Origin of the sequence: Mycobacterium sp. SA01, assembly GCF_041287105.1 — a bacterium.
Taxonomy (GTDB): domain Bacteria; phylum Actinomycetota; class Actinomycetes; order Mycobacteriales; family Mycobacteriaceae; genus Mycobacterium.
The window spans coordinates 438208-459106 of record NZ_JBGGNO010000020.1 but is presented as its reverse complement, the minus strand read 5'-3'; the positions used below and the strand labels follow the sequence as shown (position 1 = coordinate 459106).

Genomic DNA, 20899 nt, shown 5'->3' with positions numbered 1-20899 from the left:
GGTAGCGTGCGAGCATGCGGTTCTGGTCTGTGCTCGTGGTGGCGTTCGTCGTGCTGACCACCGGTTGTAGCAAGGAAATTGTCGGTGTGGCACAGGTGGATCCGCGCGGGCCGGGGACGGCGCTGAGTAAGGACGGCTACGGCATCGTGGCCGGCGACCCGAACGCGCGGGTCCAGATCGAGTTGTACACCGAACCGCAATGCAGCCACTGCGCCGATCTGCAGAAGGACTTCGGCGACGACCTGGCCCGCTACATCGACCTCGGCCAGCTCGCCATCACCTATCGTCCGTTGACATTCCTGGACGACAAGCCCGGCGGCTACTCCGACCGGGTCAGCAACGCGATGTTCCTGGCGCCGGGCCCAGACACGTCAGGCAAGGCATTCCAAAGGTTCGTGCAAGACCTTTGGGGCCACCAGGATTCGCACGGCAAGGGACCCAGCGACGCTCAGATCGCCGACATGGCTCGCGAGAGCGGAATTCCCGCCCAGGCCGTCGACGCGATGCGGGCAGGCAAGCCCGCGCTGGACGTCCAGGAGATGGCGGACACCAACTTCGAATACCTCTATGAGATCGACGCCATCAACACCGGCACCCCAACGGTGTTCGACCTCAACACCAACGAGAAAATCGACATCTACGACAACAACTGGTTGTCCAAGCTGATGTCGACCTGATTCGCCCGGCGCTCCAGCAGAACCAGACCGGTCAAGACCAGCCCGCCGATCAGCCACGCCACCACCGCGATCGAGCCGGCCGGGATGATCGCCAGCGCCGCCGTACGGTGTTGCACGCGAACGAGATCCGGGTTGTTCCGGTCGTACTCGACGTAGATGCGCATGCCCTCGGCCAGCTCGGAGGGATAAAGCACACCGAGCTCGGGACGGTAGGTGACACGGTCCGGGGTGACGAACTCGATCGTCGAGCGGCGCGGGCCGGCTGAGAGGACTTCGGCCTGCGCGACGCCCATGTTGTGTTCGATCTGCTGATCGTTGCGCCATGCACCGGCCACCAGCAGCAATGACTGCAGCGTGACCAGCCCGATCAGGATCCACACCGCACACTTGCTCCAGCGCAACACTTTCCGACGCGTGGTGTCGACGACGTCCGGCTCGCGCCGGGGCAGAGCCGGTTTCACCCACGCGAAGAGACGGGCGATCACAACGCCGACCGGATCGCGGCGTGCAACTGCCGCAACGACGATCGGTCGGCTTTGACCTCGAGAACCCGCATGCCCTCGAAGGGTTCGGCGAGCGCTCCGCCGAGTTGGTCGACCTCGATCTGACGCGCATCGATGTGATACGCCCGGCACAGCGCGCCGACGTCGACGTCGTGCGGGGTGCCGAAGATCCGCGCCGACACATCCGAGAACCGTGGGTCGCCCTGCTCGAGGAGTTCGAAGATGCCGCCGCCGTTGTCGTTGGACACCACGATCGTCAGGTTCTTCGGCGTCGGCTCGGTCGGCCCGATCAGCAGCCCCGAGCTGTCGTGCACGAACGTCATGTCCCCGATCAGACCGATGGTCCGGCCCGTATGGGCCAGCGCCGCGCCGATGATCGTCGACACCGTGCCGTCGATACCGGCCACTCCCCGGTTGGAGCGCACCTTGATGCCCTCGGTGTTCAGTCCGACCAGGGCTGCGTCCCGGACCGGGTTGGAGGCGCCGAGCACCAGCTGGTCCCCCGGGCGCATCGCCGCGGCCACCGCGGCCGCGACGTGCAGGCCGGTGGTCAGCGGGTGAGCGGCCAACTGCTGGCGCACCGCCGCCATGGTGTGCGCGTTCGCCTCGGCGCAGCGCGCCAACCACGCCGGGTCGGGCGTCCCGCTGGTCTCGGCGCGGGTGCCGGTGGCCGCAGAGTTGCCCGACACGTCCGGCCAGCGCGGGCCGGTGGTCAGGGCGAACACCGGCACCGACGGATCGGCCAGCAGCGTCGACACCGGCCGGTGCAGCGTCGGGCGGCCCAGCATGATCACCTGGCGAGGTTTCAGCAAGGGCAGTGCCATGGGGTGCAGCGGGTTGGCGGCGTGCGGGGCCGTCGGCTCGGCGACCGTCGGCAGCGCGGCCAGGTTCGGATGGACACCGGCGCCGTGCCCGGCGATCACCACGGTGTCGGGCGTCAGATCGATGTCCAGCGGCTGGTCGAAGGCCACCGGCGGGGTATACGTCCACGGTTTGCCGTCCGGCCGGCCGGGCGGGATCGCAGCGTGCCCCGATTCAGCATCCGGCACCAGCGGCTCCCGCAGCGGGATGTCGAACTGGACCGGGCCGGCGTTGGCCGACCGCGCGCCGGTGGCCGCCGCCAGCACTCGGCAGGTGGCCGAGCGCCACTGCGCGTTGAGAGAGTCGAGCTTGTCCTGGCCGCCTTCCGCGAGACCCAGGCTGATCGACGCCCGGACCTGGGTGCCGAAGTAGCCGAGCTGCTCGAACGTCTGGTTGGCACCGGTGCCCAGCAGCTCGTAGGGCCGGTTCGCCGACAGCACGATCAGCGGAACCCGGGCGTAGTTGGCCTCGACGACGGCGGGGCCCATGTTGGCCACCGCGGTACCCGACGTCATCGCCACGCATACCGGGGCGCGCTCGGCGACGGCCAGGCCGATCGCCAGGAAGCCGGCGGTGCGCTCGTCGATGCGGACGTGCAGGCGAAGCCGGCCGGCCCGGTCGGCATCGGACAGCGCGAAGGCCAGCGGGGCGTTACGCGAACCCGGGCACAGCACCACGTCGCGGACGCCGCCGCGGATCAATTCGTCGACGACGACGCGGGCCTGAGCCGTCGATGGATTCATTACTACAGCGTGTCACACGTCGATCTGGCTCGACATCAGACGAGAGTGCCTGCGAAAAAGTCCAGCATCGCGTTGTTCACGGTGTCCGGGCGCTCCAGGAATCCGAGGTGGCCGGTATGCCCGATCTGCACGTATCGGCCGTTGGGGATGGCCTCGGCGACCTCACGGCCCAGCGCGGCCGGGGTCAGCAGGTCGTCGGCGAACCCGATGACCAGCACCTCGTTGGTAATGGAACGGTAAGCGGCCAGCCGATTGTCCTTGGGGTAGACCTCGAGTTGGGCGCGCAGGCCCGGAGTGCGCTTGATCGGGAAGACGGTGAACATCTCCACCCAGTCGCCGATCGCCTTCTCGTCGTTGATCGTCTTGGGTGAGAAGTTCTCCAGCACACGCACTTTCGCCGCATACGCGGGCGGCAGCTGGATGCCGGCCGTGGTGAGCTCGACGTCGGCGGCCCGGAACGACTTTCGGGTGCGGTCCAGGCGGCCGCGGGTGCCCATCAGCACGGCCTGGGTGACCAGCTCCGGGCGGGTCAACATCAGCTCCTGGGCGATGTAGGCGCCCATCGAGATCGCCACGATCCGGGTGGGTCCGCCGATCACGTCCTCGATGAGGGCGGCGGTGTCGGCGATCATCTGCTCCGGCGTGAAGTCGCCGGCTTCCTCGGTGGCCCCGATTCCACGGTTGTCGAACGTGACACAGCGATAGCCCGCCGACAGGAAGCGCGGAATCTGGTGGATGTGCCAGGTTCGGCCGGCGCCGCCGGTGCCGGCGATGAACAGCACCGGATCGCCGGAGCCGTTGTCCTCGTAGGCCAGGTTGATCACCTGGCAGAGGCTACGCGACCCCGTTTCCGCCGTGCCTTCGACCGCGCGGCGTCGACGGCGCCGGACCACAGCAGCGACGTCATCGCCTTGAGCTGGGTGGGCGTGGCCAGATCCTTGGCCATCAGCGCGGCAGCGGAAGCCTTGGTGGTCGCCGATGCCTTCGACATGTGCCCGGAGTCGAACGGCGGTTGCGGGTCGTACTCCATCGACAGCTGGATCACCTTGGCGCGCTCTTCGCCGCCGATCTGTCCGGCCAGCCACAGCGCGAGGTCGATACCTGCTGACACCCCGGCGCTGGTGACGATGTCGCCTTCATGAACCACGCGTTCGTCCTTGACCGGCGTGACGCCGAGCGCCTTGAGCGCGGTCAGCGCCGCCCAGTGCGACGTCGCCCGCTTGCCCGTCAGCAGGCCCGCCGCCGCGAGGATCACCGACCCTGAGCACACCGACGCCGTCCAGGTTGCGGTCCGGTGGGCCTGGCGCACCCAGTCGAGCAGCTTCTCGTCGCGGGAGTGCTCGATCGTCGTCATCCCGCCAGGCACGAGAATGACGTCGGGAGAGGGTGTTTCGTCGAACGAGTGGGTGGCGGCGACGACGAGCACACCGGAGTCCGCGGTAATCGGGCCGATGTCATGCCACACGAAGCGAACCTCGGCGTCGGGCAGCCAGCGCAGCACCTCGTAGGGCCCGATGAAATCCAGGGCGGTGAAACCGGGATAGAGAACGATGGCGATCTGCATGACAGTCTCCTTTATGCGAACGATTTGCGATATTGGTCGGGCGAGATGCCGACCCGTCGAATGAAGTTGCGACGCAACGTTTCCGAGCTGCCGAAGCCGCAGCGGGCGGCAATGGTGACGACCGTGTCGTCAGTCTCCTCGAGCTGACGGCGGGCCGCTTCGGTGCGCACCCGTTCGACGTAGGCGCCGGGGGCCTCGCCGATCTCCTCGGTGAACACCCGGGTGAAGTGCCGCGGGCTCATCGCCGCACGACGCGCCAACTCGGAAATGCTGTGGGCGGCACCGGGATCGGCCTCGATCGCCTCCTGCACCTCGCGGATCGGCCGGCGACGGGCGCGCGGCATCCACACCGGCGCCGCGAACTGGGTCTGACCGCCGGGCCGGCGCAGATACAGCACGAGATAGCGCGCGACGGTCTGGGCGACTTCGGTCCCGTAGTCGTCCTCGACGAGCGCCAGGGACAGGTCGATGCCGGAGGTCACCCCGGCCGCCGTCCACACCGTGGCCGAGCTGCGCAGGAAGATCGCGTCGCGGTCGACAGTCACGGCCGGAAACTCGCGGGCCATCTGGTCGGCGAACGCCCAATGTGTGGTGGCGCGGCACCCGTCCAGCAGACCGGCCTGCGCGACCAGGAACGAGCCGGTGCACACGCTCACCACGCGCCGCGAGTTGGCGGCTGCCGCGCGGATCCAGGCCATGGTGGCGGGGTCATCGCGGGCGGCGTCGACGCCGGGCCCGCCGGGCAGGACCAGGGTGTCGATGTCGGTGGGCTCGGGCATCGCCTCGGCGACGAACGCCAGGCCGGTCGGGGTGCTCACCGGACTGCCGTCGCGGGAGGCGACGCTGACCCGGTAGCCGCCCTCGGTCAGCAGCGCGGCGCCGGTGAACACGTCGTGCGGTCCGACCAGGTCCAGTGCCTGCACGCCGGGAAACCCGAGGATCACCACCGATCGCGCCATGCGTTCAGTGTCGAGGCATCCGGTGATGGCGTCTAGGCCATGCACCCCACAGATCAGGACATCACAGCTTCCTGAGGCGCCGCAGGGCCTGCATCAGCGGCAGCATCGACGCCGCGCCTTTCCGCAGGCTGCGCTGCAGCGGTCCCACGTTCGCGAGGACCACGTACTCGACGCCGCAATCGCGCCACTGCGCGGCCCGCTCGACGATGTCCTCAGGCGTCCCGCACAGCAGGCAGTCGCGGACCACCTCGGTAGGAATGGCTTTGACATGGGACAGGGCCGTCTGTTCGTCCATGTCTTGCGGGAGGATGTCCTGCGCGCCGGTGAAGCCGATACCGAGCGGATGCTGGGCGCCGTGGCGGGCGTAGAAGTGATCGGGGGCATTCAGTGCCGCCGCCCGGATCACTTCGGACTCGAGCGCTTCGTCGAGGTCGTCGTGGTTCCTGGCGGCCAACGTCATCAACCAGAGCGCCGGCTTGATCGACATCGGGTCGCGCCCCGCGTCAGAAGCTGCGGTGCGCACGGCCTCGAGCCGCTGTGCGTACTCCTGCGGAGTGTGCGGGAACGCCGGATAGAACCCGTCGGCATAGCGACCCGCCGCGCGCAACATCCGCGGGCCGTGGGCGGCGATCCAGATTTCCGGCCACCTGCCCTTGTACGGCGGCAGCTCGAAGAGGGCATTCCGCAGCGGGAAGAATGGCGAGTCGCGATTCACCAACTCCCGCTGTGAATTCCACAACGCTCGGATGGTCGCCATGGCTTCTTCGAACCGCGCCACCGGTGTGGACCATTCGACGCCGTAGGGTTCGTTGCCTTCCCGTTCGCCGCTGCCGATGCCGAGGATCGCGCGGCCGCGGGTCAGCAGGTGCAGGGTGGCCGCTGCCTGTGCGGTGACGGCCGGATTGCGCCGGCCCGTGTCGGTCACCCCGACCCCGAGGCGAAGGCGAGCGTGGTTGCGCGCGGCGATGTTGCCCAGCATGGTCCACGGCTCCAGGTACGCGTCGCCGCGCGGCAGCAGGGCCGCTCCGCCGCAGTACTTCGGGTTGTTCCACAGTGAGCGCGGAAACAGCGAATTCAGGTGATCGGGCACCCAGAACGAGTCGACGCGAGCGGCGGCCGCGGCCGCGTAATTGGCTTTGGTGAGGAAATCGACCGTGGGGCGTCCCGCCACGATGGGGTCCATCATTCCGACGCGGAAAGTTGACATCGGTTCAGTGTGTTGGGGCCCGCGGCGGACAGCTTCCGTAGTCGACTACTCAATTCCGCCGGGCGTCAGAAGTAATGTCGCTCCAGGTCTTCGAGCAACCCGATACCGGTGGGCTGCCAGCCGAACCGCTCACGGGTGACGGCGCTGCCGGCCGGCATGTCGAGGCTGAAGAACCCACCGATCCACCCGAAGTGATCCATCGCGTTCTCGGCAGGCATGCTGGTGACCGGAACGCCCAGGCCTCGGCCGATGGTCTCGGCGATCGCCCGGGTGGGCACACCTTCTTCGCCGATCGCGTGCAGCACGGTCCCACTGGGTGCACCTTCGGCGGCCAGCCGGAACAGCTTCGCGGCGTCAGTGCGGTGGACCGCCGACCAGCGGTTGGTGCCGTCGCCGACATACGCGGACACACCCTTCTCGCGCGCGACGTCGACCAGCCGCGGGACGAACCCGTAGTCGCCCTTGCCGTGCACCGACGGCGCAAGCCGAACGATCGACACCCGCACTCCACGGTCGGCGAACGCCAGCGCGGCCTGCTCGGAGAGGCGCGGGGACTGCGGGTTGGCAGCCTGGTCCTCGGTGAGCACTTGGCCGAGCGCGTGCCCGGCGGTTCCACTGGTGACGATCAGGGGGCGGCCGGAATCAGCCAGCGTCTCACCGAGCGCGGTGATCGCGGCGCGATCGAGTTCGCCTGCGGCGGAGAAGTTCTCGAAATCATGGTGGAACGCCAGGTGGATGACGGCGTCGGCGTCCGTGGCTCCGCTGCGCAGAGTGTCCGGGTCAGCGAGGTCACCGCGGTGGACGTCGGCGCCGGCGGCGGTCAATGCGGCGGCGGACTCATCGGAGCGAGCCAGGCCGTGTACCTGATGGCCGGCCGCCAGCAGTTCGGGCACCACTGCCGAGCCGACCCAGCCGGACGCTCCGGTCACGAAAATCTTCATGGGACTACCTCCATGTCAGTCGCTGTCATCAAACCTAGCGCTGATGTCAGCAACTGTCATCCCGCTAAAATTCCCGCATGAGTCGCTGGGAGCCGGACGCGCAGGGCCGCCTGCAGCAGGCGGCCATGGCGCTCTACACCGAACGCGGATTCGACCAGACGACCGTGGCCGAGATCGCCGAGCGCGCGGGCCTGACCGAGCGCACCTTCTTTCGCTACTTCGCCGACAAGCGCGAAGTGCTCTTCGGTGGCCAACCTCAACTACTGGAACAGTTGACGAAAGGCGTTGCGGAAGCTGCGGATTCGGCCGCTCCCCTGGATGCGGTCAGCGCGGCGTTGCAGGCGGTGGGCGCCTTCTTCGACGATCGCCGGGACGCATCGCGGCTGCGGCAGGCAGTGATCGATGCCAACCCAGCCCTGCAGGAACGCGAGCTGTCCAAACGGTCCGCGCTGGCCGCCGCGATGGCCGACGGCCTGGTCCGCCGCGGTGTCGCCGAGACCACCGCGCGCCTGACCGCCGAGGCCGGGGCCGCGGTCTTTCAGCTGGCCTTCGAGCAGTGGCTGGCCGACGACACGCACGACCTCGCTCACTTCGTGCGCCGCGCGGTCGCGGAGTTGAAGGGCAGCTTCTAGCGCCGAGATCGACGTTGTGCAGGGATCTACTCGCGATTGTTCTGCGATGTGTCGGTTTGGGCGAAAGGAAAACACGCGCGGACCCGCTCGATCCACCAGTCGCGGCGCTCGGCCGGCGCGGCGAGCGCGGCCAGCCGAGCCGGGTCAGGCACCACATCGCCGACCGGCAGTCCTCCGTCAACCAGGCTGATCTCCGCGACATCCTCGACGAACAACCCACCGGTGCCCAACCCGCAGGCATGCTCGAGCCGCGGCAATGCCGCCGCGGCGGTCAGGCCCGCGGCGATGCCGACCGCGGTGTCCAGCGCGCTCGATATCACCACCGGGATGTCGATCTCGGCGGCGATGTCCAACAACGCCCGCACCCCGCCCAGCGGCGGCACTTTGAGCACCGCGATGTCGGCTGCCCGCGCGCGTACCACTGCCAGCGGGTCGGCCGCCTTGCGGATGCTCTCGTCCGCGGCCACCGCAACGTCCACCCGGCTGCGCACCTCGGCCAACTCGGCTACCGACTTACAGGGCTGCTCAAGGTATTCCAGCGGACCGTCGGCGGTCAGCGCGCTCGCCGCGGCCACCGCCTGCTCGACGGTCCACCCGCCGTTGGCGTCCACCCGCACCGTCGGGATCACCGCACGCACCGCGTTGACCCGGGCGACGTCGTCGGCCAGCGTCTGGCCCGGCTCGGCGACCTTCACCTTGGCGGTACGCGTGCCGGGGAAACGCTCCAACACCTCCGGCACCTGCCCGGCCGGGACCGCAGGCACCGTCGCATTGATCGGCACCACCTGACGCACGACCGAAGGCCGTGTGCGGTAGGCGGATTCGATTCCGGACGCCAGCCAGTGTGCCGCCTCGGGCGGTTCGTATTCGACGAACGCGCCGAACTCGCCCCAGCCGGCGGGCCCGTCGATCAGTGCCACCTCACGAACCATGATGCCGCGGAAGCGAACCCGCATCGGCAGAGCGAGAACGTGCAACCGGTCCAGCAGGTCGTCCAGCGCAACCGTCATCAGATCGCGCGGCCGCGGTTCTCCCAGTACGGATTGCGCAGGTCACGCTTGAGCAGCTTGCCGGTGGGGTTGCGCGGCAGCGCCGGCGAGATCTCCACGCTGCGCGGGCACTTGTAGTGCGCCAGCCTCTCCCGGCACCAGGCCACCAGTTCTTCTTCGGACGTCTGGCCGCCGGCGGACAATTCGACGACCGCCTTGACCGACTCCCCCCACTTCTCGTCCGGCACACCGAACACCGCGGCGTCGAGCACGGCCGGATGATCGGTCAGCACCCGCTCAACCTCGACGGAGTAGATGTTCTCACCGCCGGAGATGATCATGTCCTTGAGCCGGTCCTCGACGAAGATGAAACCGTCCTCGTCGACACGGCCGATATCACCGGATCGGAACCAGCCGTCCTCGGTGATCGTCGAGGCGGTGGCCTCCGGCTTGTTGTGGTAGCCCTTCATCAACTGCGGTGTGCGGAACCACAATTCGCCCGGCTGACCGACCGGGACCTCAGCCAGCGTGTCGATGTCGACCACCCGGACCTCCACCTCACGAGACGGCTGGCCGGCACTGATCATCCGCTCGGGCCGGGAGTCGTCGCGATGTACCTCCGGGGAGAGCTGGGTGATCGCCCCGCAGACCTCGGTCAGGCCGTACACCTGGATGAAATCGGTGTCCGGCCAGGCTTTGAGCGCCGACTTCAGCAGCGCCGGCGGCATCGGGGAGGCGCCGTAGACGAACGTCTTGAGCACGCTGAACAGCTTGACCGCATCCTCGCCGGACTCCAGCACCTTGCCCAGCACGGCGGGCACCAGGAACGTCCGGTTGGCACCTTGCAGGAGAGCACCGGCCAGCGACGCACCGTCGGCCTCACGCGTCATGATCGTCGGGATACCGGCGTGGATGCCGTACTGCACGTAGGCCGACCCGCCGACATGGAACAACGGCATCGCCACCATGTTCTTGTCCTCGTCGCCGAACTCGAACGTCGCGGCATTCATCGTGTGCGCCAACACGTTTCGATGAGACAGGACCACTCCCTTGGGCCGGCCCGTGGTGCCCGAGGAGTACATGACCAGCGCGGCGTCCTCGGGATCGACCTCGGCCGGACGCCCGGCCGGGGTGGCGGCGGCCAACAGGGCCTCATACCCGTCACCGTCCGCGCCGTCGGGCGTCACCTCGATGACCGCCGTGACGTTGGTCAGCTTGTCGCGGATCTTGTCGACCGCACCCATCAGCTCGGTGCCGACGATCAGCAGTTTGGCACCCGAGTCATTGAGGACGTAGTCCATCTCGTCGGCGGCCAGCCGGAAGTTGATCACGGCGGTGGCCGCGCCGATCGACGCCGCCGCCAGCGTCAGCTCGACGCATGCCGGGTGGTTCTTGTCCAGGAACGCCACCACGTCGCCGCGCCCGATGCCGCGCTCCACCAGAGCGCCGGCCAGGCGCCGGATCCGGTCGTCCCACTGCGCCCAGGTCCAGGTGCGGTCCAGATAACTGATGGCCTGACCGTCGGGCTTGTGCTCGGCCCAGTACGCCGGCCGGTCATCGAGGAAGCGTGGTTCGGGTGGTTGCATACGAGTCAGATTGCCACGTCAGGCCGAGGACGAGCCAGCCTTCGGTCGCAGCAGCACCCAGGCAGCCACCATTGCGGCCGCGGGCACGACGGCCATGATCAGGCTCAAGTCGTGGATGGCGGTCAGCCAACTCTGCGCTGCCTCCGACACCACCCAGCGGGCCTGCTCCGGGTCCAAGACCTCGGCGCCGGCCGCCGGGCCGGGCACGCCGCCGTGCGCGACACGCAAGGCGTCGCGGGCCTGCTCCTCGGTGATCCCCGACCCCTCCAGCTTGTGCCGGCCGTCGCGCAGGAACAGCGTCGTGCCGACCAACGCGAACAGCGCCGGCCCCAGTGAGTAACTGGCCTGTCCGACAGCCGGTTTCACCGCCGAGATGACGCCACCCAATTCCGCCGGCGCGCTGGACATCATGATCGTGGACTGCGGGGTCTGCACCACCGCGCCACCGATCGCGTTCAGCGCCACCGCAACACCCATGACCAGGATCGGCGTGTGGGCGTCGAGCACCACCAGCATCACCATCCCGGCCAGCAGGATGGCCAACCCGGACATGAGCACCGCGCGCTCGCCGCACCGATCGACCGCACGCCCCGCCGCGGTCGCGGCCACCGACGCCAGCAGCACCGCGGGAATGAGCAACAGCCCGAGCATCTCCGGCGACTCACCACGGATGGTGACCAGGTAGTAGGCGAACAGGATGGTGGCCCCGCCCTGCAGAAAGTTGAACGTCGCGCCGGCGATCACCGCGGCGTTGAACCGGCCGGATCCGAAGATGCGCATGTCCAACGCCGGCTCGTCGGTGCGTCGCTCCCAGAACACGAACGCCACCGCCAGCGCGATCCCGACCAGGATCTGCACCAGGGCGCTCACATGGAAACCGCCCTGTAGCTGAGTGAGCCCGAGAATCAACAGGATCAGCCCGACGGCGATCAACAAGATCCCGACGACGTCCAGCTTGCGCTGCCACCGCAACGTCTCCGGTACGTATCGCATGGTCAGCGCGAGCGTGACGGCGGCCAGCACCGGGGTCACCAGAAAGCATGCACGCCAACCGAAATGCGCCGCCAGCCAGCTTCCGACCGCAGGCTGGAACACGCTGAGGGCGTGACCGACGCCGAGGTACATCGCGATCGCAGCGGCACGGCGTCCCGCCGGAAAAACCGCGTTGATGATGGCCAGCGACAACCCCAGAACAAATGCGAAAGCAATGCCCACCCCGGCCCGAGCGAACGTCAGCACCGCCACGTTGGGTGCCACGGCCGCCAGCACGCCGAAGCCGATCGAGCCGTAACAGCCGATCGCGAACATGCGCTTCATGCCGTACAGGTCCCCCAGTGCACCCGCGCCGAGCACCGCCGCGGCCAGCGTCAGAGTGGCCAGGCAGGCCAGGAAACTGGCGGTGCTGGGGCTGAAGCCCAGACCGTGGCGCACCTCGGCGAGGTTGGCCGACAGGATCGTCGGGTCGGCGGCGGTGATGCTGTAGCCGAGCCCCATGGCCACGATCGTCATGGTCGCGGCGAGGCCGGTCACCTGCTGCTGCGACATGGGCAGATGCTAGCCGCGGCCATTGTGTGGGCGCGCCGAAACGCCACCCACGAATCAGGTCGGGGTTCGTCGTATCCGGATGGGTCCGCGCCACTCCGCGTCCGGGTCGAGCTCCTCGTCCTTCTGCGTGACGACGACATCGCCGCTCCTGGCCAGCTCGCGGGCGACGTCGCGGGTCGTATCCATCAACTCACGCCAGTGCTCGGCATCCACGGCGCGGGCGGCGTCGGACGGGCAGATCGTGCGCGGGGCACGCTCGGCTGTCATCGAGAGGATCGCGGCGCGCAGCCGACCGCCCACGTCAGTCATCGCGACGCCGTTCTTCGCGCATGCATTGTGCAGCCATCTCGCCCCGGGTGAGCCGACTCCGAAGTTCATAGCTGACTCTCGATCGTTTCCCGACGGCAGCCGCCGGGTAACTCGATGGGCAGAGGATCGAACGCCGCGGTGCTCGGCAACGGCCTATCGTCGGAAAGTGGTTGTGCGTTATGTGGTTTGACGCCTGGAGCGACATCGTGCGAGTACTGCTCGTGGGCGCTGCGGCGTACGTCTTCCTGATTACGACGTTACGGGTGTCGGGCAAACGCACGCTGGCCAAACTAAATGCCTTCGACCTGGTGGTCACCGTCGCCGTGGGGTCCACACTGGCTACCATCCTGCTGAGCGGAGACGTCTCGTTCGCCGAAGGCGCTGCAGCACTGGCATTGCTGGCTGCTCTGCAGTACCTCGCCGCCAAGCTCTCCCGCCAACCCCTCGGGCGTTCAGTACTGACTGCCAGGCACAGCGTGCTGATGGCGAACGGAAAAATCGACCACGATGCGCTGCGCCGTGAACGAGTCAGCGTCGACGATGTCCGGCAAGCCGTCAGGTCCTCCGGGCACGGCGATCTCGCCGGTGTCGCCGCGGTGGTGCTGGAATCGGACGGGTCGTTCAGCGTCATCGGCGTCGACAAGATCGGCGACGGCTCGGCACTGAGTGCGCCGGACCACAGGCTCAAGTCGACGGACTCCACCGCTGGTTGAGCGCCTCGCCGACTTGGCGGGCAACCAGCTCGAGGTCATTGCGTTCTGCAACGTCGAAGTCCTGCCCCGCGATGCTGCGTTGTAGACGTGCGCACTGCTCGGCGATCGCGTGCCGATGCTCGGGCAGCCGCACAAGCCAGGCCACGTCCCTCAGCAGTGCCAGCAAAGTCCCCATGACCCGCGGATCCTGCGCACCGTACAGCCGTGGCTGACCGCACACGAGGTCCAGCAACTCGGGTAGGTCCGGCTGGGCGATGACAACCCGGAGTACGTCGTCGTCGTCGCGCAGAATCCTCGTTCCGAGGCGATATCGGGCCAGGTCGCCCAGGACCGCCGTGCAGGAGTTCAACGCATGTATCGCGGTGGTGGGGTCGTTGATCCCCGGTGACAGTGCCCGTACGGCGACATCGGTCATCTGCCGCAGTCCGTAGCCGATGTCTTGGGTCGCGGTGCGTTCGACGCCGGTGTGCAGCGCCGCCGCGACGCAGCGGCGCAGCGCGTCGGAGCCACCGTCTTCCAGCCCTTTTCCTGGTTCGATGGCCCAGAAGAAGGCCACCGGCACCCCGGCCACCACATTGCTTCCGACCGGGCGGTCGATCCACACCACCGCACCGGCGTCGACAGCGGCCGAGACGAGGGCATGGTCATCGACCTGAACCAGGAAGCCCGAACTGTCGGCCGTGATGATGTCGCAATGCGCCGGCGGTGTCGGGCTCACATCGTTCTGCTGCTCGTCGATCGGATCCAAGGTGCGCCGAGTCGTGTCGAAGATGTCGGCCGAGACATGGTCCAGCATCGTCTCGATCCGGATCTGACGCACGAGGTGCCCGAGGAACAACACCAACACGAGCACGCTGGCCATCGCCAGCAGGTACGCCACGGTGACCGAGATCCGCGGGACGAACAGTCCCGACCCTTGGTTGTCGTTGCGCACGGTCCGTAAGACGGTCAAGGCGTAGGCGAACGTCGCCAGGAACAACGCAAGCGTGCGTTGAACAAACGGATCGGCCGCGAATGTCCGCAGCAGCCGCGGCGAGTACTGGCTGCTGGCCAGCTGGAGTGTCACCAGAGTCAACGAGAAGGTCAACGACGTCACCGTCATCAACGACGTGGCGATGGCGCCGAGTACCTCGCGCGCCGCATCGGCACTTCCGCCGAACAGGTAGCCGGCCAGCGTAGGGGACATGTGGTTGTCGACAACAGCGTCGAGCTTGGGCAAGCCGACTCCGACGGCGACGGCAGCCACCACGCCCAGTGCGGGAACCGGCCACAGCCGGCTCCGGATGGCGTCGGCGAGAACCGCACGGCGCTGACCCGCGGCGGCGAACAAGTCGAACACGCCAGATCCTTTCGCCGACGACTGGTCGGATTCACCATATTGACGTCTCTTCAAACCGCCGGGGACAGCAGGAGGCCCTTCCTTCCGAACTGGAACACGTTCTAATGTGGACCGCATGAGTGACGAGCTGCTTCGCCATCCCCTGCATTCGGGCCACCTGACCGTCGGCGCGCTCAAGCGCAACAAGAACAAGCCGGTGCTGCATCTGGGGGACACCACCCTGACCGGAGGCGAGCTCGCCGACCGCATCAGCCAGTACATTCAGGCGTTCGAGGCGCTCGGCGCCGGAACCGGGGCGACCGCGGGGCTGTTGTCGCTGAACCGGCCGGAGGTGCTGATGATCATCGGCGCCGGCCAGACCCAGGGCTATCGCCGGGTGGCACTACACCCTCTCGGCTCACTCGACGACCACGCCTACGTGCTTAACGACGCCGGGGTGACATCACTGATCATCGACCCCAACCCGATGTTCATCGAGCGCGCGCAGGGCTTGCTGGAGAAGGTGCCCGCCCTCAAGCAGGTGCTGACGCTCGGCCCGGTGCCGGACGCCCTCGGTGATTCCGCGGTGGACCTGATCGCCGAGGCCGCCAAGTACACGCCGACGCCGTTGGTGGCGGCCGACCTTCCGCCCGACCACGTCGGCGGCATGGCCTACACCGGCGGCACCACCGGTAAGCCGAAGGGCGTGCTGGGCACCGCACAGTCGATCACCACGATGACGACGGTTCAGCTCGCCGAGTGGGAGTGGCCGGAGAACCCGCGGTTCCTGATGTGCACGCCGCTGTCGCATGCCGGCGCGGCGTTCTTCGTGCCGACCGTGGTCAAGGGCGGCGAGCTCGTGGTACTCACCAAGTTCGACCCGGCCGAGGTGCTGCGGGTGATCGAAGAGCAGAAGATCACCGCCACCATGCTGGTGCCGTCGATGATCTACGCGCTGATGGACCATCCCGATTCGCACACCCGCGACCTGTCGTCGCTGGAGACGGTGTACTACGGCGCCTCGGCGATGAACCCGGTGCGCCTGGCCGAGGCGATCCGCCGTTTCGGACCGATCTTCGCGCAGTACTACGGACAGTCCGAAGCGCCGATGGTGATCTCCTACCTCGGCAAGAAAGACCACGACGAGAAGCGACTGACCTCCTGCGGGCGGCCCACCCTGTTCGCCCGCACCGCACTGCTCGACGCCGACGGCAACGAAGTGCCCCAGGGCGAAGTCGGCGAGATCTGCGTGTCCGGGCCGCTGCTGTCCGGCGGATACCACAACCTGCCGGAGGAGACGGCCAAGACGTTCAAGGACGGCTGGCTGCACACCGGCGACATGGCGCGCGAGGACGAGGACGGCTACTGGTTCATCGTCGACCGGGTCAAAGACATGATCGTCACCGGCGGCTTCAACGTGTTCCCGCGTGAGGTGGAGGACGTCGTCGCCGAACATCCCGCCGTCGCGCAGGTGTGCGTGATCGGGACCCCGGACGAGAAGTGGGGCGAGGCCGTCACCGCGGTGGTCGTGCTGCGGCCCGACCACCCCAGCGACGATGACGCGGTGGCGACGCTGACGGCCGAGATCCAGGCGTCGGTGAAGGACCGCAAGGGTTCGGTGCAGTCACCCAAGCAGGTGATCATCGTCGACTCGGTGCCGGTGACCGCGCTGGGCAAGCCGGACAAGAAGGCCGTGCGGGCGCAGTTCTGGGAAGGGTCATCGCGAGCCATCGGCTAGGTCCGCGGCGCATACTTGGCTGATGCTGTCCCGCGTCATCCCGCTCGAGTACCTCAAAGAGCGCGACGTGATGTTCTGGCTGCCGCCCGGCGGCCAGGACAACGACGTGTGGGCCGACACCTGGGTCATCCTGGCCGACCTCGAAACCGCCGACGCGGCAGCGGTTCTCGCGCTGCTGCGCGACGCGGACATCGGCGGGTACGTGGCCCGGCCGAGCGGCCTGAAAGGCGCACCGGCACCCGGCGTCCAGCTCTACGTGGATCGTGAGCAGATCCATCGGGCCACCGATGTGGTGATGCAGTTCCTGCGCGGCAAAGAGCAGCCGATCATGCCGCGTGCGGAACGAATCGTGCCGAGGATCCGCGGCAGGATCACGGTCCCTGCCGTGCCCCGCTCGGTCTCGGTGGCGCTGCAGATCGCGTTCATGGCTGGGCTGATCGCATTGGGTATGACGTTCGCGTACTACCGCGGCGCATCGATGTTGGAGCACCGGCCGCACCACCCCGCGCCGTCTTCGAATGCGCCCGGCATGACCAACCCCACCTGGACCAACCCCAGGCCCTGAGCGGCGCCGCGCCGACGCACTGGCAGCATGGGGGCCATGCCTGTGCGCGCTGTGCTGTTCGACTTCTCCGGCACCCTGTTTCGTCTCGAAGAGGACGACCGCTGGTTCGCCGGGATGGAGCTGATCGACGAGGACGGCCGTCGCGCCGTCGACGAGCACGCGCAAGCCGAGTTGATGGAGCGCCTCACCCACCCCACCGGCGGCTCGGTGACGAGAACCGAAGAGGCGCAGCGAGCCTGGGTCAACCGTGACCTCGCACCCGCTCTGCACCGGGAGGCCTACCTGCACGCGCTCACCGACGCCGGCCTGGCGGCCGACCATGCCGAAACGCTCTATCAGCGAGCCGTCGACCCCGCGTCGTGGCTGCCCTACCCCGACACCGTCGAGGTGTTGGGATCGCTTCGGACGCAGGGCCTGCGCACCGGCATCGTGTCCAACATCGCCTTCGACATCCGCCCCTGCTTCCGTACCGCCGGCGCGGACGCCGACGAGTTCGTGCTGTCGTTCGAAGTCGGTGCGGTCAAACCCGATCCGCGGATCTTCGAGATCGCGCTGCAGCGACTCGGCGTCGCGGCCGACGAGGCGGTGATGGTCGGCGACAGTGAGGAGAACGACGGCGCCGCGCGTCAGCTCGGCTGCGACTTCATCCTGGTCGACCCGCTGCCCGTCACCGAGCGCCCCACCGGGCTCGTCGACGCACTGCGCGACCGCGGCATCGGATGCTAGGCGTACCTTTTGGGCATGGCCGACTCCGAGCGCATCAGGCCGCCGTGGTGGCTCAAGCCGATGAACAAGATGTTCATGGCGGCGATGCGTCTGGGAATCCCGTTCGGGACGCAATCACCGGTGGTTTTGACGGTGCCCGGACGGATGTCGGGCAAGGCACGCTCGACGCCGATCACCCCGTTCACCGTCGACGGCAAGCGCTACGTGGTGGGCGGTTTCCCCGGCGCGGACTGGGTGCGCAACGCCCGCGCCGCCGGCGTCGTCACCCTGACCACCGGCCGGCGCAGTGAAGCGGTACGCATCGTGGAGCTGCCCGCCGAGGAGGCACGCCCTCTGCTGCGGGCGTTCCCCGTCCTGGTTCCCACCGGCGTCAGCTTCATGAAGAACGCCGGGCTGGTCACCGAGGGCAAGCCCGAAGAGTTCGAGGCGCTGGCCGGCCGCTGTGCCGTTTTCCGATTCGATCCCCTGAGTAAGGGATCCCCTGAGTAATGGAGTTCACAACCCTTGACTGACAATCCTTTTGACCCGTCGCAGTGGCGAGCCATCGACGGCTTCGAGGACCTGACCGATATCACCTACCATCGCCACGTCTCCGACGGCACGGTGCGGGTGGCGTTCGACCGTCCCGACGTTCGCAACGCATTTCGGCCGCACACCGTCGACGAGCTGTACCGCGCGCTCGACCACGCCCGGATGTCGCCGGATGTCGGCGTGGTGCTGCTGACGGGCAACGGGCCGTCAGCCAAGGACGGCGGCTGGGCGTTCTGCTCGGGCGGCGACCAACGCATCCGGGGCCGAAGCGGATACCAGTACGCCGAAGGAGAAACCGCCGAGACCGTCGATCCGGCGCGCGCGGGGCGGCTGCACATCCTGGAGGTCCAGCGGCTGATCCGGTTCATGCCGAAGGTTGTCATCTGTCTGGTCAACGGGTGGGCGGCCGGCGGCGGGCACAGCCTGCATGTGGTGTGCGACCTGACGTTGGCCAGCCGGGAGCACGCCCGGTTCAAGCAGACCGACGCCGACGTCGGCAGCTTCGACGGCGGGTACGGCAGCGCTTATCTGGCGCGGCAGGTCGGCCAGAAGTTCGCCCGGGAGATCTTCTTCCTCGGCCGGCCCTATACCGCCGAGCAGATGCATCACATGGGCGCGGTCAACGAGGTGGTCGACCACGCCGAGCTGGAAAACGTGGGCGTGCAGTGGGCCAAGGAGATCAACGGCAAATCACCACAGGCCCAACGCATGCTGAAGTTCGCCTTCAACCTGCTCGACGACGGATTGGTGGGCCAGCAATTGTTCGCCGGAGAAGCCACCCGGCTGGCCTACATGACCGACGAGGCCGTCGAGGGCCGGGATGCGTTCCTGGAAAAGCGCGATCCCGATTGGACTCCATTCCCCCGATATTTCTAGGGATTTGGGCGCGTTTTCGTTCGCTCAGCGGCGGTAAACGCGCCGAAATCGCTCGGCATAGACTCAGCAGCCGTGAATCCCCTGCGCCGAATCACTGAGGCCATCGCACTGACCGGTATGCGACCACCGCTGAGCCTGCCGACCGGCATCACCGTCGACCTGCGCGGCAAGCGGGTGCTGATCACGGGCGCGTCTTCGGGCATCGGTGCCGCCGGCGCCGAACAGTTCGCCGCCGAAGGGTGCGAGGTCATCCTGGCTGCCCGCCGCGAAGACCTGCTCGCCGAGGTCGTCGACCGCATCACCGACGCCGGCGGATCCGCGACCGCGATCCCGTGCGACCTGTCCGACCTCGACGCCGTCGACGCGCTGGCGCAGCAGGTCGGCGCCGTCGACATCCTGGTCAACAACGCAGGCCGCTCGATCCGCAGACCGCTGGCCGAATCGCTGGACCGCTGGCATGACGTCGAGCGCACCATGATGCTGAACTACTTCTCACCGCTGCGCCTGATCCGCGGGCTGGCGCCCGCCATGTTGGAGCGCGGCGACGGACACATCATCAACGTCGCCACCTGGGGCGTGTTCAGCGAAGCCTCTCCCCTGTTCGGGGTGTACAACGCGTCGAAGTCCGCGCTCAGCGCGGTCAGCCGGGTCATCGAAACCGAATGGTCCGGCCAGGGCGTGCATTCCACGACGCTGTACTACCCGCTGGTGGCCACCCCGATGATCGCGCCGACCAAGGAGTACGACGGGCTTCCCGCGCTGACCCCGGACGAGGCCGGCCAGTGGATGATCGAGGCTGCGCGGCACCGCCCGGTGCGGATCGCGCCACGCATGGCGGTCACCGCCCGCGCGCTCGACGTCGTCGCACCCGGCGCGATGAACCGGGCGATGAAGCGTCAGCGCCTGCAGCCGAACTGAGGTAGACACGACGGCATGGAGATCCTTGCGAGCCGGATGCTGCTCCGGCCGGCGAATTACGAACGCTCACTGGACTTCTACCGCGACGCACTCGGACTGGCCATCGCGCGCGAATACGGCGGCGGGACAGTGTTCTACGCCGGGCAGTCGCTGATCGAACTCGCCGGCCACGGCGCCCCCGCGAACGCGCAGAGCCCGTACCCCGCCTCGTTGTGGCTGCAGGTGCGCGACCTCTACGCCACCCAACAGGAATTGACGTCCCGCGGAGTCGAGATCGCCCGCGAGGCCCGGCGCGAACCGTGGGGCCTACACGAGATGCACGTCAACGACCCGGACGGGATCACGCTGATCTTCGTGCAGGTCCCCGAGGATCACCCGCTGCGGCGCGACAGCCGAGGCTAGTGCGCTTCGAGCGGCCAGCCGACCGAGGCCAGCCGGGCGGCAACCTGGTTCAGCTCTTCGGGGTTGGGTTCCTTCTCGATGACCTCGCGAACCGCATCGCGGATCTGGTCCGCGGTAACGGGAGTATCGAAATCGGTTGCGCGCAGGACGGACTGGGCAGCCTGCACCACTTCGTCCTCCGCCAACGACCTCTTCAGCAGTGCCAGCAGCGGGTAATAGTCCTTCGGCGGAACGCCTTCCGGGTATCCCTTGTGCAACCAGCCGAGGACGCTGTCGAGAAACGCGGGGGGCTGTTGGATCGTCATCGCAATCTCACTTCTTCAGCATCGGGAAGAGGTCGACGCCGAAGTGGTGGATGACCGTCGACCGGGTGATCCAGGCGACGGCCGTCACGATCACCAGCGAGACGACGATGAACAGGACGATCCCCAGGAACTTCAGGGCCGGGTTCGGCTTGTGGATCACATGGTCGGCTTCTTCGCCGCCGGCGCCGAACGAGTAGGCCAGCATGCCGGACGCGAACAGCGCAGGCAGGCCCGCACCGAGAACAAGCCCGACCACCAACACCTTGAGGATCGATTCGAAGTACGTCATCA

24 protein-coding genes are annotated in these 20899 nt (G+C 67.8%); 10 read left to right on the top strand and 14 right to left on the bottom strand.

What is annotated here, in order from left to right; genetic code table 11:
• Nucleotides 1-14: 14 nt before the first annotated feature.
• Entirely contained in the window at nucleotides 15-677 is a 663-nt protein-coding gene (locus AB4879_RS21430; protein WP_370509178.1) for a DsbA family protein, read from the top strand.
• On the opposite strand, the gene AB4879_RS21425 is transcribed toward AB4879_RS21430, so the two are convergent.
• The 7 genes from AB4879_RS21425 to AB4879_RS21395 all read right to left on the bottom strand — a co-directional run bounded on the left by AB4879_RS21425 (nucleotide 638) and on the right by AB4879_RS21395 (nucleotide 7455).
• Nucleotides 638-1159: a DUF3592 domain-containing protein gene (locus tag AB4879_RS21425; protein ID WP_102809281.1), complete on the bottom strand. Its 522-nt coding sequence runs from the start codon at nucleotides 1157-1159 to the stop codon at nucleotides 638-640. The two genes, AB4879_RS21430 and AB4879_RS21425, sit on opposite strands and share 40 nt — an antisense overlap.
• Nucleotides 1159-2784, bottom strand: coding sequence for a 2-succinyl-5-enolpyruvyl-6-hydroxy-3-cyclohexene-1-carboxylic-acid synthase (gene menD, locus AB4879_RS21420; RefSeq protein WP_102809259.1), 1626 nt, complete (start codon nucleotides 2782-2784; stop codon nucleotides 1159-1161). Before menD ends, AB4879_RS21425 begins: the two co-directional genes overlap by 1 nt.
• Before the next feature lie 35 nt (nucleotides 2785-2819).
• Nucleotides 2820-3608, bottom strand: a complete 789-nt coding sequence (locus AB4879_RS21415) for an alpha/beta fold hydrolase (RefSeq protein ID WP_370509177.1) — start codon at nucleotides 3606-3608, stop codon at nucleotides 2820-2822.
• Nucleotides 3605-4348 (bottom strand): DJ-1/PfpI family protein, encoded by a 744-nt coding sequence (locus AB4879_RS21410; protein WP_370509176.1) that lies wholly within the window; start codon nucleotides 4346-4348, stop codon nucleotides 3605-3607. The genes AB4879_RS21415 and AB4879_RS21410 overlap by 4 nt, the downstream gene beginning before the upstream one ends.
• A gap of 11 nt (nucleotides 4349-4359) precedes the next feature.
• Nucleotides 4360-5307: a GlxA family transcriptional regulator gene (locus AB4879_RS21405; RefSeq protein WP_102809262.1), complete on the bottom strand. Its 948-nt coding sequence runs from the start codon at nucleotides 5305-5307 to the stop codon at nucleotides 4360-4362.
• A gap of 61 nt (nucleotides 5308-5368) precedes the next feature.
• Nucleotides 5369-6514: an LLM class flavin-dependent oxidoreductase gene (locus AB4879_RS21400; RefSeq protein ID WP_370509175.1), complete on the bottom strand. Its 1146-nt coding sequence runs from the start codon at nucleotides 6512-6514 to the stop codon at nucleotides 5369-5371.
• 65 nt (nucleotides 6515-6579) lie between these two features.
• Nucleotides 6580-7455: an SDR family oxidoreductase gene (locus AB4879_RS21395; protein WP_370509174.1), complete on the bottom strand. Its 876-nt coding sequence runs from the start codon at nucleotides 7453-7455 to the stop codon at nucleotides 6580-6582.
• A gap of 77 nt (nucleotides 7456-7532) precedes the next feature.
• Here AB4879_RS21395 and AB4879_RS21390 point away from each other — a divergent pair, with 77 nt between their 5' ends.
• Entirely contained in the window at nucleotides 7533-8087 is a 555-nt protein-coding gene (locus AB4879_RS21390) for a TetR family transcriptional regulator (RefSeq protein ID WP_102809265.1), read from the top strand.
• Between the two features lie 26 nt (nucleotides 8088-8113).
• Here the strand turns inward: AB4879_RS21390 and AB4879_RS21385 are convergent, their stop codons facing one another.
• Genes AB4879_RS21385 through AB4879_RS21370 form a run of 4 tightly spaced genes read right to left on the bottom strand, consistent with a single transcriptional unit; the run spans nucleotide 8114 to nucleotide 12516 of the window.
• The gene (locus AB4879_RS21385) at nucleotides 8114-9097 is read right to left on the bottom strand and encodes an o-succinylbenzoate synthase (protein ID WP_370509173.1); all 984 of its coding nucleotides are present in this window, start codon (nucleotides 9095-9097) and stop codon (nucleotides 8114-8116) included.
• Nucleotides 9097-10662, bottom strand: coding sequence for a long-chain-fatty-acid--CoA ligase (locus tag AB4879_RS21380; protein WP_370509172.1), 1566 nt, complete (start codon nucleotides 10660-10662; stop codon nucleotides 9097-9099). The genes AB4879_RS21385 and AB4879_RS21380 overlap by 1 nt, the downstream gene beginning before the upstream one ends.
• An 18-nt stretch (nucleotides 10663-10680) precedes the next feature.
• On the bottom strand, nucleotides 10681-12207 hold the full coding sequence (locus tag AB4879_RS21375; protein WP_370509171.1) for an MFS transporter: 1527 nt from the start codon (nucleotides 12205-12207) through the stop codon (nucleotides 10681-10683).
• A gap of 54 nt (nucleotides 12208-12261) precedes the next feature.
• Nucleotides 12262-12516 (bottom strand): DUF3253 domain-containing protein, encoded by a 255-nt coding sequence (locus AB4879_RS21370; RefSeq protein ID WP_102809269.1) that lies wholly within the window; start codon nucleotides 12514-12516, stop codon nucleotides 12262-12264.
• A 179-nt stretch (nucleotides 12517-12695) separates the two neighbouring features.
• Between AB4879_RS21370 and AB4879_RS21365 the strand changes: the two genes are divergently transcribed.
• Complete coding sequence (locus AB4879_RS21365) at nucleotides 12696-13229, top strand: DUF421 domain-containing protein (RefSeq protein ID WP_370509170.1); 534 nt, start codon at nucleotides 12696-12698, stop codon at nucleotides 13227-13229.
• On the opposite strand, the gene AB4879_RS21360 is transcribed toward AB4879_RS21365, so the two are convergent.
• Nucleotides 13201-14568, bottom strand: coding sequence for a DUF2254 domain-containing protein (locus tag AB4879_RS21360; protein ID WP_370509169.1), 1368 nt, complete (start codon nucleotides 14566-14568; stop codon nucleotides 13201-13203). The two genes, AB4879_RS21365 and AB4879_RS21360, sit on opposite strands and share 29 nt — an antisense overlap.
• A 115-nt stretch (nucleotides 14569-14683) precedes the next feature.
• Here AB4879_RS21360 and fadD8 point away from each other — a divergent pair, with 115 nt between their 5' ends.
• From fadD8 to AB4879_RS21325, 7 genes are all read left to right on the top strand, one after another.
• Nucleotides 14684-16285: a fatty-acid--CoA ligase FadD8 gene (gene fadD8, locus AB4879_RS21355; protein WP_370509168.1), complete on the top strand. Its 1602-nt coding sequence runs from the start codon at nucleotides 14684-14686 to the stop codon at nucleotides 16283-16285.
• A gap of 22 nt (nucleotides 16286-16307) precedes the next feature.
• Complete coding sequence (locus AB4879_RS21350; RefSeq protein WP_370509167.1) at nucleotides 16308-16850, top strand: hypothetical protein; 543 nt, start codon at nucleotides 16308-16310, stop codon at nucleotides 16848-16850.
• Between the two features lie 27 nt (nucleotides 16851-16877).
• On the top strand, nucleotides 16878-17576 hold the full coding sequence (locus tag AB4879_RS21345) for an HAD family hydrolase (protein WP_370509166.1): 699 nt from the start codon (nucleotides 16878-16880) through the stop codon (nucleotides 17574-17576).
• A 15-nt stretch (nucleotides 17577-17591) separates the two neighbouring features.
• Nucleotides 17592-18065, top strand: a complete 474-nt coding sequence (locus AB4879_RS21340; RefSeq protein ID WP_370509165.1) for a nitroreductase/quinone reductase family protein — start codon at nucleotides 17592-17594, stop codon at nucleotides 18063-18065.
• Between the two features lie 15 nt (nucleotides 18066-18080).
• Complete coding sequence (locus tag AB4879_RS21335; protein WP_102809275.1) at nucleotides 18081-18983, top strand: 1,4-dihydroxy-2-naphthoyl-CoA synthase; 903 nt, start codon at nucleotides 18081-18083, stop codon at nucleotides 18981-18983.
• 72 nt (nucleotides 18984-19055) lie between these two features.
• Nucleotides 19056-19901, top strand: a complete 846-nt coding sequence (locus AB4879_RS21330) for an SDR family oxidoreductase (RefSeq protein ID WP_370509164.1) — start codon at nucleotides 19056-19058, stop codon at nucleotides 19899-19901.
• A gap of 15 nt (nucleotides 19902-19916) precedes the next feature.
• On the top strand, nucleotides 19917-20303 hold the full coding sequence (locus AB4879_RS21325) for a VOC family protein (protein ID WP_370509163.1): 387 nt from the start codon (nucleotides 19917-19919) through the stop codon (nucleotides 20301-20303).
• Here the strand turns inward: AB4879_RS21325 and AB4879_RS21320 are convergent.
• Nucleotides 20300-20608 carry a DUF3349 domain-containing protein gene (locus AB4879_RS21320; RefSeq protein ID WP_370509162.1) on the bottom strand — a complete coding sequence of 103 codons (309 nt, stop codon included), beginning with the start codon at nucleotides 20606-20608 and terminating at the stop codon, nucleotides 20300-20302. The two genes, AB4879_RS21325 and AB4879_RS21320, sit on opposite strands and share 4 nt — an antisense overlap.
• 7 nt (nucleotides 20609-20615) lie before the next feature.
• A complete protein-coding gene (locus AB4879_RS21315) occupies nucleotides 20616-20897 on the bottom strand; it encodes a hypothetical protein (protein WP_370509161.1) in 282 nt (93 codons plus the stop codon).
• Between the last annotated feature and the right edge of the window lie 2 nt (nucleotides 20898-20899).

What these genes read in the sequence shown, in the direction of transcription:
- AB4879_RS21340 (WP_370509165.1), top strand. Translation starts at nt 17,592, where the DNA reads ATGGCCGACTCCGAGCGCATCAGGCCGCCGTGGTGGCTCAAGCCGATG.
- AB4879_RS21320 (WP_370509162.1), bottom strand. Translation starts at nt 20,608, where the DNA reads ATGACGATCCAACAGCCCCCCGCGTTTCTCGACAGCGTCCTCGGCTGG.
- AB4879_RS21430 (WP_370509178.1), top strand. Translation starts at nt 15, where the DNA reads ATGCGGTTCTGGTCTGTGCTCGTGGTGGCGTTCGTCGTGCTGACCACC.
- AB4879_RS21385 (WP_370509173.1), bottom strand. Translation starts at nt 9,097, where the DNA reads ATGACGGTTGCGCTGGACGACCTGCTGGACCGGTTGCACGTTCTCGCT.
- AB4879_RS21380 (WP_370509172.1), bottom strand. Translation starts at nt 10,662, where the DNA reads ATGCAACCACCCGAACCACGCTTCCTCGATGACCGGCCGGCGTACTGG.
- AB4879_RS21370 (WP_102809269.1), bottom strand. Translation starts at nt 12,516, where the DNA reads ATGACTGACGTGGGCGGTCGGCTGCGCGCCGCGATCCTCTCGATGACA.
- AB4879_RS21365 (WP_370509170.1), top strand. Translation starts at nt 12,696, where the DNA reads ATGTGGTTTGACGCCTGGAGCGACATCGTGCGAGTACTGCTCGTGGGC.
- AB4879_RS21350 (WP_370509167.1), top strand. Translation starts at nt 16,308, where the DNA reads ATGCTGTCCCGCGTCATCCCGCTCGAGTACCTCAAAGAGCGCGACGTG.
- AB4879_RS21315 (WP_370509161.1), bottom strand. Translation starts at nt 20,897, where the DNA reads ATGACGTACTTCGAATCGATCCTCAAGGTGTTGGTGGTCGGGCTTGTT.
- AB4879_RS21405 (WP_102809262.1), bottom strand. Translation starts at nt 5,307, where the DNA reads ATGGCGCGATCGGTGGTGATCCTCGGGTTTCCCGGCGTGCAGGCACTG.
- AB4879_RS21345 (WP_370509166.1), top strand. Translation starts at nt 16,878, where the DNA reads ATGGGGGCCATGCCTGTGCGCGCTGTGCTGTTCGACTTCTCCGGCACC.
- fadD8 (WP_370509168.1), top strand. Translation starts at nt 14,684, where the DNA reads ATGAGTGACGAGCTGCTTCGCCATCCCCTGCATTCGGGCCACCTGACC.
- AB4879_RS21410 (WP_370509176.1), bottom strand. Translation starts at nt 4,348, where the DNA reads ATGCAGATCGCCATCGTTCTCTATCCCGGTTTCACCGCCCTGGATTTC.
- AB4879_RS21375 (WP_370509171.1), bottom strand. Translation starts at nt 12,207, where the DNA reads ATGTCGCAGCAGCAGGTGACCGGCCTCGCCGCGACCATGACGATCGTG.
- AB4879_RS21390 (WP_102809265.1), top strand. Translation starts at nt 7,533, where the DNA reads ATGAGTCGCTGGGAGCCGGACGCGCAGGGCCGCCTGCAGCAGGCGGCC.
- AB4879_RS21400 (WP_370509175.1), bottom strand. Translation starts at nt 6,514, where the DNA reads ATGTCAACTTTCCGCGTCGGAATGATGGACCCCATCGTGGCGGGACGC.
- AB4879_RS21395 (WP_370509174.1), bottom strand. Translation starts at nt 7,455, where the DNA reads ATGAAGATTTTCGTGACCGGAGCGTCCGGCTGGGTCGGCTCGGCAGTG.
- menD (WP_102809259.1), bottom strand. Translation starts at nt 2,784, where the DNA reads ATGAATCCATCGACGGCTCAGGCCCGCGTCGTCGTCGACGAATTGATC.
- AB4879_RS21325 (WP_370509163.1), top strand. Translation starts at nt 19,917, where the DNA reads ATGGAGATCCTTGCGAGCCGGATGCTGCTCCGGCCGGCGAATTACGAA.